This window comes from Anabaena sp. EIM26, from assembly GCF_057568715.1.
This window is the reverse complement of record NZ_CM172472.1, coordinates 655,515-668,737: the sequence shown is the minus strand read 5'-3', so window position 1 is coordinate 668,737 and position 13,223 is coordinate 655,515. Positions and strand designations below refer to the sequence as shown.

11 protein-coding genes and 1 pseudogene are annotated in these 13,223 nt (G+C 41.0%); 6 read left to right on the top strand and 6 right to left on the bottom strand.

Annotation, left to right across the window (positions count from 1 at the left end; all coding sequences use genetic code 11):
• Positions 1-21 precede the first annotated feature (21 nt).
• Positions 22-1,215, top strand: a complete 1,194-nt coding sequence (locus AC012T_RS02750; RefSeq protein WP_487062867.1) for an MFS transporter — start codon at positions 22-24, stop codon at positions 1,213-1,215.
• Positions 1,216-1,296: 81 nt separating this feature from the next.
• Here the strand turns inward: AC012T_RS02750 and AC012T_RS02745 are convergent, their stop codons facing one another.
• Complete coding sequence (locus AC012T_RS02745; protein WP_487062865.1) at positions 1,297-2,793, bottom strand: beta-barrel domain-containing protein; 1,497 nt, start codon at positions 2,791-2,793, stop codon at positions 1,297-1,299.
• Positions 2,794-2,875: 82 nt separating this feature from the next.
• A pseudogene (locus AC012T_RS02740) lies at positions 2,876-3,249 on the bottom strand (NAD(P)H-binding protein); the annotation flags it as partial.
• Between the two features lie 120 nt (positions 3,250-3,369).
• Between AC012T_RS02740 and fabG the strand changes: the two are divergent.
• Complete coding sequence (gene fabG, locus AC012T_RS02735) at positions 3,370-4,110, top strand: 3-oxoacyl-[acyl-carrier-protein] reductase (protein ID WP_487062863.1); 741 nt, start codon at positions 3,370-3,372, stop codon at positions 4,108-4,110.
• 109 nt (positions 4,111-4,219) lie between these two features.
• Here fabG and AC012T_RS02730 read toward each other — a convergent pair whose 3' ends face one another.
• Positions 4,220-5,302, bottom strand: a complete 1,083-nt coding sequence (locus AC012T_RS02730) for an MraY family glycosyltransferase (protein ID WP_487062861.1) — start codon at positions 5,300-5,302, stop codon at positions 4,220-4,222.
• Positions 5,303-5,460: 158 nt separating this feature from the next.
• On the opposite strand from AC012T_RS02730, the gene groL reads away from it, so the two are divergent.
• The 3 genes from groL (at position 5,461) to AC012T_RS02715 (ending at position 10,542) form a co-directional block, all read left to right on the top strand.
• On the top strand, positions 5,461-7,146 hold the full coding sequence (gene groL / locus AC012T_RS02725; protein ID WP_487062859.1) for a chaperonin GroEL: 1,686 nt from the start codon (positions 5,461-5,463) through the stop codon (positions 7,144-7,146).
• Positions 7,147-7,373: 227 nt separating this feature from the next.
• The gene (gene ldpA / locus AC012T_RS02720; RefSeq protein ID WP_487062857.1) at positions 7,374-8,537 is read left to right on the top strand and encodes a circadian clock protein LdpA; all 1,164 of its coding nucleotides are present in this window, start codon (positions 7,374-7,376) and stop codon (positions 8,535-8,537) included.
• 265 nt (positions 8,538-8,802) lie between these two features.
• Positions 8,803-10,542, top strand: coding sequence for a R3H domain-containing nucleic acid-binding protein (locus AC012T_RS02715; protein ID WP_487062855.1), 1,740 nt, complete (start codon positions 8,803-8,805; stop codon positions 10,540-10,542).
• Positions 10,543-10,588: 46 nt separating this feature from the next.
• Here AC012T_RS02715 and AC012T_RS02710 read toward each other — a convergent pair whose 3' ends face one another.
• A complete protein-coding gene (locus AC012T_RS02710) occupies positions 10,589-10,933 on the bottom strand; it encodes a hypothetical protein (RefSeq protein WP_487062853.1) in 345 nt (114 codons plus the stop codon).
• A gap of 158 nt (positions 10,934-11,091) precedes the next feature.
• The gene (locus tag AC012T_RS02705; protein WP_487062851.1) at positions 11,092-11,760 is read right to left on the bottom strand and encodes a helix-turn-helix transcriptional regulator; all 669 of its coding nucleotides are present in this window, start codon (positions 11,758-11,760) and stop codon (positions 11,092-11,094) included.
• A gap of 92 nt (positions 11,761-11,852) precedes the next feature.
• Here AC012T_RS02705 and AC012T_RS02700 point away from each other — a divergent pair, with 92 nt between their 5' ends.
• Positions 11,853-12,497 carry a DUF3386 domain-containing protein gene (locus tag AC012T_RS02700; RefSeq protein ID WP_487062849.1) on the top strand — a complete coding sequence of 215 codons (645 nt, stop codon included), beginning with the start codon at positions 11,853-11,855 and terminating at the stop codon, positions 12,495-12,497.
• A gap of 265 nt (positions 12,498-12,762) precedes the next feature.
• On the opposite strand, the gene AC012T_RS02695 is transcribed toward AC012T_RS02700, so the two are convergent.
• On the bottom strand, positions 12,763-13,158 hold the full coding sequence (locus tag AC012T_RS02695) for a GFA family protein (protein WP_487062847.1): 396 nt from the start codon (positions 13,156-13,158) through the stop codon (positions 12,763-12,765).
• Positions 13,159-13,223 lie beyond the last annotated feature (65 nt).

Below are 13,223 nucleotides of genomic sequence, written 5' to 3'. Positions count from 1 at the left end.
AAATATCATAGGTGCATAATTATGATTTCATCAGAAGAAAAAGAACCATTAAAAGACCTTAAACCAGTTTATCAAGAGTTGAATTTTCAGATTATTTGTATAGTTACGCTAATTGCTGTAATTGGAGTTTCTAGTGTGACTCCAGCATTTCCTTATTTGGCTAAATCTTTAAATATCAACCCCAAAAATTTAGGGTTATTAATTACAGTATTTACATTACCTGCCTTGTTTTTAGGGCCTGTAATTGGAGTATTAGCTGATAGATGGGGTAGAAAAATAATTATTGTCCCTTCTCTGTTTTTATTTGGAATTGCTGGTACAGCTTGTGCTTTTGCTCGTGATTTTAATTTATTATTATTTTTACGCTTATTGCAAGGAATTGGTGCAGCTTCTTTATTATCTTTAAGTATTACTATAATTGGTGATTTATATAAAGGAGACAGACGCGCTGCTGCAATGGGATATAATGCCAGTTTTAGCAGTGTTGGTACTGCCAGTTATCCGTTAATTGGTGGTGCATTAGCAACAATCGGGTGGTATTATCCCTTTATGTTACCTGTGGTAGCGATTCCTGTAGGGTTGCTGGTGTTATTTGTTTTGCAAAATCCAGAGCCAAAAGGTGATCGCAACCTAAAAGAATATTTTAGCAATGCCGGAATAATAATCAAAAATCGACAATTATTTGGTTTATTTATTGCCAGTGCGTCTAATTTTGTACTTCTTTATGGTGCTTATGTTACCTATTTACCACAATTAATTAGTGATATATTTAAAGAACCACCTGCCACTATTGGCTTAATACTTTCAAGTGTGTCTGTAGCAATTACAATTACGTCATCTCAGTTAGGGAGATTAGCGAAAAGATATCAACCAACAAATTTGATTAAAGCATCTTATCTTTTGTATGCTTTAGCAATGTTAATTGTTCCCTTTGTCTCAAATATCTGGTTATTGTTAATCCCGACAACAATATTTGGTATTGGTTTAGGAATAGGTTTTCCCAGTATTCAAACGTTGTTAGCGGAGTTAGCACCAAAAGAATATTTAGCAACGGTCGTATCAGTAAATGGGACATTTTTTGGTTTAGGACAAACTATGGGTCCTTTGTTGATGGGTGTTGCGTTTGGTTTTGGGGGAATTAGTAGTGTGTTTTTTGCAGCGATGGGTTTTGCTATTTTAATATTTTTCATGTTTAGGTATTTGACTTGTAGTTGAGGGATTGGATAAATTTAACAAACAAAAACAAAAAAAGAGACGTTGAATACAACCTCTCTACAAAAGTTTAATTTAAGTTTTTTATCTCACAGAAAAAGCCTCACTAAATCTGCGTGTAATTGGCTCAACAATAAACGTCAAAACTGATTTTTTTCTAGTGACAATTTCTGCATTTGCAGTCATACCTGGTGTAAATTCTACATCTTGTCCTCGGAAATTAATTGAATGTTTGCTCAACTTAATTTGAGTCGGAAAAATTAATCCCAAATCCTTATCAACTACCGCATTGGGACTAATTTGTGTAACTTCGCCATCAACAATTCCAAATTCTTGAAAAGGGAAAGTTGCTAATTTCACCTTTGCTTTCATGTTCTGACGAATAAAACCAATATCACGATTGAGAACTTTTACCTCTAATAGCATTTCTTCCCCTTCAGGGACAATTGATAATAATTCTTCACCAGATTGAACCGGCCCTTTAGTGGCTTTGATTTTATAAATTGTCCCCGCTACAGGTGCTTTAATAGTTTCTCCATCTTTTTGCTTTCTCGCTTGCTCTAGTTGACCAGCAATATTGGTTAATTCTTCTTTGCGTTTATTTATCAGCGTTAAAATTTCACTTTGACGTTCTGAGGATAAACGTAAAACTTGATTAAGTGCAGATTGATAAGCTTGTTCAACTTGTTTAATTTCTTGACGTTGAGCAGCAATATCTTTTTCTAAAGATGAAACTTTATCTTTTGCTTCTGTTAATCTGTTTTTGGCATTAGTTACTTCATCTGCACTTCTAATAATTTCTGTGTTGGCACGGTTTAATCTTTCTTGTGCTTCTAAATAATCTACTCTGGGAACTGCACCGGGATTTAATAAAGTGCTGAGATTTTTTTCTCTTTGTTGAGCAATACTTAAATTATTTTCAACTTTAATACGGATATTTTCAGCATTAACTATATTAGTTTGAGCATTAATAACACTGGTTTGAGCGCTGGCTAAATTTTCTTGTAACCGAGTCAACCGGACTTTTGCTTGATTGATAATAGAAAGTTGACGTTGCGCTTCTGCTTCTGCGGCTGCTTGTTTGGCTTTGTAATCTGATAAACGCGAGTTTAACAATTCATCTTGCAGTTTTGTTCCCGCAGTTTTTCCCCCAGTCCGTTCTGCTTGTAAACGTTGTAAGTCTTCCTCAATTAATTTACTAGCTTTAGCCAAGCGATTCACATCTGTTTGTTGTAAATTAGGGTCACGTTCAATTAAAATCTGATCTTTGGTAACGCGATCGCCCTCTTTCACCTTTACTGCTAAAATAGAACCATTACCCAAAGATGTCACTGGTCTGACTTGGGTAGATGCAATTAACTCTCCTGGTGCTGTAGCTACTTCATCAATTTCGGAAAAATGCGCCCAGGAAATTGCTCCAAATATAATGATGCTGATTGTTCCGGCTAATAATCTTGTATAAAGTGGTGGTAATTCTTGTACAGCTTTACCCAATTCATAAGATAATTGTTCTTCTGGTTGAGCAAATCTCTCTTTTGTTTGACGTGCTTGAGCAGCATTTGCAGCTAGGGAATATTTCATAGATTTTGGTAATGGGTAATGGGTAATAGGTAATGGTTAATGGGTAATGGGTAGAAGTCTTTCCAATCACCAATTACCTAATTTAAATTTCTAAATAACGGTGCAAAAAATTTTCCAAAGTTTCCAATTGAAAGTTAAAAATTCTTTCTACATTTGCGGTTTCTTATGATGTACAGAAAAACTCATTAGCCAGCAAATTACGAAAGGTTCCTAAAAACGTTCTGCCAGTGGTAGCAAGTTTGATGCTAGTCCAGCTAGGCGTAAAATAGTGTAATCTAAGCCACTACTTTGCAGATATCTTTGCTATGGCTCGTTTTGCTTTGAACATGGGTGCATCTTCATATCCTCTCTCAGCACCTAAAACGGATATGAAAACAAAATGTTCAATACCTTAGCTTGGACTTTAGCTTGGTCAATGAGTTCAATATTAGCGCGGTAATCCAAACAGAGAGCGTTGTTGCCTACAATGGAAATTTTAGGCTGCGATTTATACTTTTTTGACTCCGATCATGTTGCGTCATTACACCCTTTAAAGATTTACTTATAAAGGGTCTGTTGGATATTGAGGAAAATTAAATGACACTATTAAAAGATCAAGTTGCGATTGTCACAGGAGCATCACGGGGGATTGGGAGAGCGATCGCACTCCAATTAGCATCCCAAGGCGCTAAATTAGTTGTCAACTATGCCAGTTCTAGCGCAGCAGCAGACGAAGTAGTCGCAGAAATTATCGCTAATGGGGGAGATGCGATTGCTCTCAAAGCCGACGTTTCTCAACCAGATCAAGTAGACACGCTCATTAACACCACCATTGAAAAATTCAAGCGTGTCGATATTTTGGTCAATAATGCAGGCATTACCCGCGATACCTTACTGTTACGAATGAAATTAGAAGATTGGCAAGCAGTTATAGACCTGAATTTAACTGGAGTATTTTTATGTACAAAAGCTGTTAGCAAAATTATGCTCAAACAACGTTCTGGGCGAATTATTAATATCGCCTCTGTTGCTGGACAAATGGGCAACCCAGGACAAGCCAACTACAGCGCCGCCAAAGCAGGTGTGATCGGTTTTACCAAAACAGTTGCCAAAGAGCTTGCTTCCCGTGGCATCACCGTTAACGCCGTCGCTCCTGGCTTTATCACCACCGACATGACCAGCGATATCAAAGCCGAAAATATTCTCCAATTCATCCCCCTCGGCCGCTACGGTCAACCTGAAGAAATTGCGGGTATGGTGCGCTTTCTTGCAGCAGATCCCGCAGCAGCTTACATCACTGGTCAAGTATTTAATGTAGACGGGGGCATAGTGATGTAATTCGAGTACCGAGTATTGAGTACCGAGTACCGAGTTGTATTGATTTTCTACCTCCTGATTTCTGACTCCTGACTTCTGACTCCTACCTCCGAACTCCTCACTCCTGTAATTACGAATTACTCCTAATTCTTTGCCAGATAGTAAAACCCAAAAGCAAAATAATACTAGCGGCAGATGTGAGCATAACTGCTAAATTCATACCTTGTATTCTCATAGCCAGCAAATTAAAAAACAAGGTAATTGACCACAGAGTCAAAGCTGCGTGGCGTTGGGATAACCCCCAAGCCAACAAACGGTGATGTAAATGGTCTTTACCGGGAGTACTCAGGGGGTTTTTTCCTGCTAGGAGTCGCCGTACAAAAACCTGAGTGGTATCTAATACTGGCAACATCAGAAATAAAACCGTGGGTACAAGAGCATAAACGGTGTTTTGTTGGAGTTTTCCTAAAATGCTAGTTGCTGCTAGTACGTAGCCAAAAAAATATGCCCCCGCGTCACCCATAATGATCCGTGAGGGATAGAAATTGTGCCTCAAAAATCCCAGTGCTGCACCTGCCAAAGCGGCTAAAACTAAGGTGGCTGCGGCTCGATTATTAAACTGAGCCGAAACCCCTAACAAACTCATGGCGGTAATAAAACTAATTCCTCCCGCCAAACCATCCATACCATCCATCAGGTTAATAGCATTGGTAATACCTACTACCCACAACACTGTCAACGCCATCGACAATAGCGAGTCTATGGGTGTACCAAAAGTAACTTTAATGCTAATGCCATTAGCCACCAGCAAGAGTGCCGTGATCATCTGCGCCCACAAACGCACAGAAGGAGGTAAGCCAAATTGATCATCAATAAAACCAACAAGGACTAAGATAGATCCTCCTAAAAGGATTGTTAGTACCTGAGCTAACACCCCTTGGAGTTCAATGGGTCGTAAGAGACTAGCAAGCACCAAAGCGGCAATAACACCGGCATAGATAGCCAAACCTCCGGCATTAGGTAAAGGTTCTTGGTTAAGTCGTCGGGCATTGGGTTGGTCTGCCCAACCTACCCGCAAGGCAAATTGACGTATTGCCGGAATTAAACGCCAAGTCACAAACCAAGCCAAAATAAAAGTAAATACAACCGCTAACCAGCCGGTGCCGCTAGGGTTAGCAATGCCAAGAGACTTAAGGGAGTTGTCTAGGTTCATCTCCCACTTTAACCATTACTGCTAGTATTGAAAATCAGCATCAATTGTAATATTAATCAATTTTTTATTAGAATTTCTTAATTTGAGTGGCTAAGGGACTTAGCACTCTTTGCCTGTGAGTGCTAAATTGTCTAATGGAAGCGCTAGAGAAATTAAACATGGCGAAAATTATTGCATTTGATGAAGAATCACGGCGGGCCTTGGAAAAGGGTATTAACGCTTTGGCTGATGCGGTGAAAATCACCTTGGGGCCAAAAGGTCGCAACGTCCTTTTAGAAAAAAAATTTGGTATACCTCAAATTGTCAACGATGGTATCACTGTTGCCAAGGAAATTGAATTAGAAGATCCTTTGGAAAACACTGGAGCTAGACTAATCCAAGAAGTAGCATCCAAAACCAAGGATGTGGCTGGGGATGGAACTACTACTGCTACGGTTCTAGCACAAGCTTTAGTTCGAGAAGGACTCAAGAACGTTGCCGCAGGTACTAACCCTATTAGCTTGAAACGGGGAATTGATAAAACCGTTGAGGCACTCGTGCAAGAAATTGCAAAAATTGCCAAACCAGTAGAAGGAAGTGCGATCGCTCAAGTAGCTACCGTTTCGGCTGGTAACGACGAAGAAGTTGGCAGTATGCTGGCTGAAGCTATGGAAAAAGTCACCAAAGATGGTGTAATCACCGTTGAAGAATCTAAATCTCTGACCACCGAATTAGAAGTAGTGGAAGGGATGCAAATTGACCGGGGTTATATTTCTCCATACTTCATCACCAACAACGACCGGATGACGGTAGAATTTGAAAACGCCCGCATCTTAATTACTGACAAAAAAATCAGCAGTATTCAGGAGTTAGTACCTGTCTTAGAAAAAGTTGCCCGGTTAGGTCAACCTTTGCTGATCATTGCCGAAGATGTGGATGGCGATGCTTTAGCGACTTTAGTAGTCAATAAAGCGCGGGGTGTATTGGCAGTTGCCGCCATCAAAGCACCGGGATTTGGTGAACGCCGTAAAGCCTTGTTACAAGATATCGCGATCCTCACCGATGGACAGATGATTTCTGAGGAAATCGGTTTAAGCTTAGATACCGCTACTTTGGAAATGCTGGGAACTGCCCGCAAAATCACCATTGACAAAGAAAATACAACAATTGTAGCTGGCAGTGACATCAAGCCAGAGGTGCAAAAGCGGATTGCTCAAATTCGTAAACAGTTGGAAGAAACTGATTCCGACTACGACACCGAAAAACTACAAGAACGCATTGCTAAACTAGCTGGTGGTGTGGCAGTCATTAAAGTCGGTGCAGCTACAGAAACCGAACTCAAAGACCGTAAACTACGGATTGAAGATGCACTCAATGCCACCAAAGCCGCAGTTGAAGAAGGCATTGTTCCCGGTGGTGGTACAACCTTGATTCATCTGTCTTTGAAAGTAGATGCAATTAAGAACACCCTCGACCCTGAAGAAAGAATTGGGGCAGAAATTGTCCAAAGAGCCTTAGAAGCTCCCCTACGGCAAATTGCAGATAATGCTGGTGTTGAAGGTACTGTAATTGTTTCTAAAGTCAAGGAAACAGATATTAACATCGGCTACAACGCTGCTACTGGAATATTTGAAGATCTAATTGCCGCAGGTATCATTGATCCTGCCAAAGTTGTCCGTTCTGCTTTGCAAAACGCCGCTTCTATTGCGGGAATGGTCTTAACAACCGAAGCTATCATTGTTGAGAAACCTGAACCTGCTGCTGCTGCTGCCCCTGATATGGGTGGCATGGGTGGTATGGGCGGTATGGGCGGTATGGGTGGCATGGGTGGCATGGGTGGCATGGGCGGCATGGGTATGTTCTAAGTACCGAGTACTGAGTACTGAGTAAAAACCCAGGAGCTATTTGCCAGTCTTGTGGAATTCCTTCTTAAATTCTGACTCCTGACTCCTGTATTCTGTTTGATAAATTTTGATTTTTGATACAGTTTGTCTTGACAACAGGGCAAACTGTTTTTTTGTGTCTTTAGGAAATTATGATTTTTTATTGATTACGGTCGTAATTTTCATGCAGATAAAAGCATAATAGAAATGTGACTGATATGTTAGCCCCTTTACAATCCCTACAACAGGGTCACTGGTTCAAGTTAATTTGTGGAGCCAGTTTCCAACATTTACCTGCGGTCAGAAGTTTAACATTAGCCTATACTTTGGCGGGCGCTGACTGCATAGATGTGGCAGCTGATCCGGCGGTGATTGCCGCTGCCCAGGCAGGGTTACAAGCAGCTAAGGATCTGGTTAGGGATGCCCAGAAGCGGGGCTTTGGCTTTGAAGGGAATTTACCATTGCTAATGGTCAGCCTAAATGATGGAGAAGACCCTCATTTTAGAAAAGCAGAGTTTAATTCTAGTAATTGTCCGACAGATTGCCCTAGACCCTGTGAAAAAATTTGTCCTGCACAAGCGATTGTGTTTAACGATTTAAAAAATAGCTATTCAGGAATTGTGGCTCAAAAATGTTATGGCTGTGGTCGTTGCATTCCAGCCTGTCCTTATGAGATGATTGATACAGCATCATATGTGTCAACGCCGGGAGCGATCGCACCATTGATCATGTCAACGGGAATAGATGCCATAGAAATTCATACACAAATAGGGCGTTTGGAAGAATTCCAGCGTTTGTGGGCAGCAATTGCCACACCCTGGGCAGTTAATTTAAAGGTAATAGCCATCAGTTGTAACGATGGTGAGGGATTAATTGATTACCTCCAAGCAATTTATAATCTTATGTCCCCCCGTCCCCAAGTTGTAATTTGGCAAACAGACGGGCGCTCTATGAGTGGTGATATTGGACATGGAACCACCATAGCCGCAGTAAAATTAGGGCAAAAAGTTTTGGCAGCAAACCTACCGGGATATGTGCAGTTAGCAGGAGGCACAAATAGTTACACCGTTCCTAAGTTGCAGGAACTGGGACTGTTGAACGATTTTGGATTGCCGATTTTAGATTTTGGATTAGAAAACGCCAATTCACAATCTAAAATTCAAAATCCAAAATCCAAAATTGCCGGGGTTGCTTATGGTAGCTACGCTCGTGTATTGCTGTCACCCATTCTTGAAAAGTTAGAAAATAAGGAGGTGAGTAACACTAGTATTAAGACCTCTATCCGCCTGGAAGAAGAACCGGAATTACTCTGGCAGGCTGTAGAGCTTGCCCATACTCTCGTTTCCCAACTCAAGTCACAGCGGTCACGCTAATCGCTCATTCTGGACATTTTCTTCAACAGGGGTACTCGATTTTGGATTTTGGATTGACGATTTTGGATTGACTCCACCCTCAAGTGTAGAGCTTGAAGATTTTGAATTTTGGATTGACGATTTTTCTGTCAATAGAGGACGGGGCGTGTACCAAATTTTTTTAATCTAAAATCTAAAATCTAAAATCTAAAATCTAAAATTACTGGGCAACCCCTGCATCAAAGTGTCCTCGTTATCTCTAAAAACGTCAGTCACCATAGAAAGCATGACGATTACAGAAGATCTCCAAAAGTTATTAGACATTTTGCCCCAGGACTTGCGACAAGTACTAGAGAATCATCCCAAACGAGATAGTTTAGTTGAAGTGGTCTTGGATCTAGGTCGTCGTCCAGAAGCTCGGTTTCCCCATGAAGCTGAATATCTGAGCGAAACAGCCATTACTCAAGCACAGATAGATGATTGCATTCAAAGAGTAGGAACCTTTGGCGGAGATAATCGGGCAGGAATTGAGCAAACTTTACATCGAATCAGTGCTATCCGTAACCGCACTGGTAAGATTATTGGCTTGACTTGTCGTGTCGGTCGGGCAGTATTCGGCACAATTGGCATGATCCGCGATTTGGTAGAAACTGGTAAGTCAATTCTCATGCTGGGTCGTCCAGGTGTGGGGAAAACTACTGCTTTAAGGGAAATTGCCCGTGTTTTGGCGGATGATTTCAATAAACGAGTAGTAATTATTGACACCTCCAATGAAATCGCTGGAGATGGTGATATTGCCCACCCGGCCATCGGTCGTGCTAGACGAATGCAAGTTACTAAACCAGAATTACAACATCAGGTGATGATTGAGGCGGTGGAAAACCATATGCCAGAAGTCATTGTCATTGATGAAATTGGCACGGAATTGGAAGCTTTAGCAGCTCGTACCATTGCCGAAAGGGGGGTGCAATTGGTAGGAACTGCTCACGGAAACCAAATCGAAAACCTGATCAAAAACCCTACCCTTTGTGATTTGGTTGGGGGTATTCAAGCGGTGACGCTAGGAGATGACGAAGCGAGAAGGCGGGGTTCTCAAAAGACTGTTTTGGAACGCAAAGCCCCTCCCACTTTTGAGATTGCTGTGGAAATGTTGGAGAGACAGCGCTGGGTAGTTCACGAAACTGTAGCTGATACTGTAGATACTTTATTAAGGGGTCGTCAACCTAACCCGCAAACGCGAACTGTGGATGAAAAGGGCAAAGTGGCAATTAGCAGACAGTTATCTGTGGTTAATGGTCGTGGGGGTAGTTTACCTAGTGAGGAAGAATCTTTCCCAGCGATGAAGCAGGCTAATGGCTGGCGTTCTTCTGGTCAAATGGTTGCTTTACCACCTTTGTCTCTGGAACGTGAACGGGTGACAGGACGCAGTGAATTTGACCGCTTGTTAGATGAATCTTTCAATTATTCTGAAAGTATTGATTTTAGTAGTTCTACTAAGCAAGCAGGGCCAAATGGGGAAGATTTGCCATTACATATTTACCCCTATGGAGTGAGTCGTCACCAATTGGAACAGGTGATTAGTGTGCTAAGTTTACCTGTGATTTTGACAAAAGATATAGATAATGCTGATGCTATTTTGGCATTGCGATCGCACGTCAAAAATCACGCTAAATTAAGGCAGATGGCCAAGGCTCGTCATGTCCCAATTCATGTCATCAAGTCCAGCACCATTCCTCAAATTACTCGCGGTTTACGTCGATTGCTGAACATTGATGATCCAGAAATGGGCGATGACCGAGAATTACAATTGTTACTGCATCGGGGCGGCGATGATGAGATGGACGCTTTGGAAGAAGCAAGACTTGCTGTTGAGCAAATTGTGATCCCCAAAGGTCAGCCAGTCGAGTTATTACCTCGTTCTTCTCAAGTTAGGAAAATGCAACATGAGTTGGTAGAACATTATCGGCTCAAGTCAGACAGTTTTGGGGAAGAACCAAATCGGCGGTTAAGAATTTATCCAGCTTAACCCCGTTCAAAACCTTGACAAAACCCCTCTTTTTCATCAAGAGGGGTTAATTTGTGGGTTCAATTAATTTAAAGCCCCAAGGTTTCATAACTGCGATCGCTAGTTCTCTATCTACACCTACATAAGCTTCCCATTCAGACTGCTTATCTTTAGGATGTCCCTCACCTACATGACCTGCAACTTTGATTACCGGCACACCCACCAAAGAATCGCGTTCCAACCCTTTTGGGAGGGCTAATCGCATCTTGTGACCTACAAATTTTGATGCACTGGAATTAGCTACAGATTCACGGACTAAACAAATATCACCAGCAGTCCCCCAAGTAGTTGGATAAATGTGGAGAAAACATATATAAGTTTCTGGTTTAATGGATCTTTTTAGAACTTGCATTATCTGTAATCCTTAATCAACAATTTTATCTTAACCTCCCAGGAGACCCTCACCATAACCGTTTGCAGAGTGTTCCGTAAAGTCTTACTGGCATTGCTGCGTTTACTGCATAGCATTCTCAAAGAAAGGAAATGGCTGGTGGTCGGAGGAATAGGAGGTTAAGGTGAAACCAGTCTATCTTGCAATTTTGCCACCATTTCCGCCCGTGCTGATACCCCAAGTTTGCGGAACATTCTTTTCAAAGCTTGTTTAACAGAATTTTGGGTAATCCAAAGTTTAGCCGCAATTTCACCATTGGTTAAACCTTGAGCGACTAATTCCGCAATTTCTAACTCCCTGGCTGTCAAGGGACAACTGACAGCAGACAATAATGGTTTTGGTTTCGCCCGTAGGGTAGCCAGTTTAGTTGATAAATGAATACAAACAGCACTTAAATCAGCTAAATCGCTACCATTAAAAGGCGGACTTCCTTGGTCACGGGCAAAATTTAACGTCCCTACCAAACGACCATCACAAACTATTGGCCCAGTCATCACATGATCATGACGTGAGCAAAAACGCTTCCAATCCCCAGGAGATAAGATTAATTGCTCATGGGCTGGGGCGTGACGTTCCACCACATAACGCCCTACGGGATTGCTTTCTAAACAGGCTGCGGGCATTTCTGGCAGGTCTATGTCGGTTGTAGAATAGTCATCTAAGAAATAAATACCCCAATGTTGCACGCCAAAATGGTCGCCAATAGCATCCATGAGAGCTAATTTTAATTCTTGCTCATTCTGGATATTAGCGATCGCTTGAAAAATGGCATGGAGAGTTTTAGCCATAAGAGTACCCACTTGGGGACTATACGAACCTCGATAATTACCTCTATGCTAATACCAACAGCCATAAAACTCTATTAATCACCAATAAACACATGACAGTTACTCAAATTTCAGCCCAAGAATTTTTCCAGGCTGCCTATGAAAACCGCTACACCTGGGATCAAAATTTCCCTGGTTATACCGCAGATATCACTTATAAGTATGACGGGCAAGTATTGACTGGAAAAGTTAAAATTGACGCTAATCTCAAAGCAGAAGTTTTAGACGTAGAAGACGAAGCCGCAAAAAAAGCAATTCACGGACAAGCTTGGGAAATCGCTATTCACCGTGTTCGTCGAGCCTTTGCAGATACCCACGGCGCAAATACCTTTAGCTATGGGAAAACTGATGAAACCGGTGCAATAGAAATTTTAATGGGTGGTAAAGCCGAAGGTGACAAATACAAAATTCGTAATAATGAAGTTTGCCACGTTCATCGTTTAATTCATGGAACTTACGTAACCATTGACACTTTCAGCAGTCATGATACAGGTGCAGGTTATCTGTCTCACACCTATGACTCTGTATATCATGACCCCCAAACCGGCGCACAAAAAGGTGGAAGAAGTTTCTTCACTGACGAATATGAAAAAGTTGGTGAGTATTCCATTTTAAATCGTCGGGAAATTCGCACTGAAACAGAAGGTAACATTTCAGTTCAAGAATTTATCTTTTCTAACATAGAGTTGTTAGGCTAGATTTGGAAATAGCAACTAATCTAAATCAATAGAGTCTATTTCCAATTTATTTAGATCAGCAGAATCATCTGTAGGGGCGGGGTCTTCCCTCACAAGGGTAGGTTTTTAATATGATCTGTGAAGGCAGGACTGGGAAGACAAGGAGGGAACGTAGACAAGGAAGATTTTACAGGACTTACGCAAAACAGAACCAAGGTAGGGGTAATTCATGAATTACCCCTATAAAAGAATAAGATTTTCAAGCACATTTTGCGTAAGTCTTATTCTAACTCTCAATTAACTTATGAATATTATCCTCCCAATTTGCACCATCAAAAGGTACAACTTCAAAATCACCAATCACATCTCCATCTAAACACCTGACATTCACATCAATACAATCAGGATGACTGCGGGGAATATAAAAAGAATGAATTCCACAAATATTACAAAATTTATGTTTTGCAACTCCAGTATTAAATTGATAACTTGTTAAAACATTCTCTCCTTGCCGCAAAGTAAACTTATCTTTAGGAACAATTAAATGTAAAAATCCTTTTTTTCTACAAATTGAACAATTACAATCATCAACTTTATATTTATCAACCATCACCCGAAAGCGAACTGCACCACAGTGACAACCACCCTCATAAGTAACAGTTTGATTGATATTTATTGTCATTTCTAATTGCCTAAACTATATTTTTAGAAAATTGTAGGTTAGGTTAAGCGACAGCGCAACCCCAC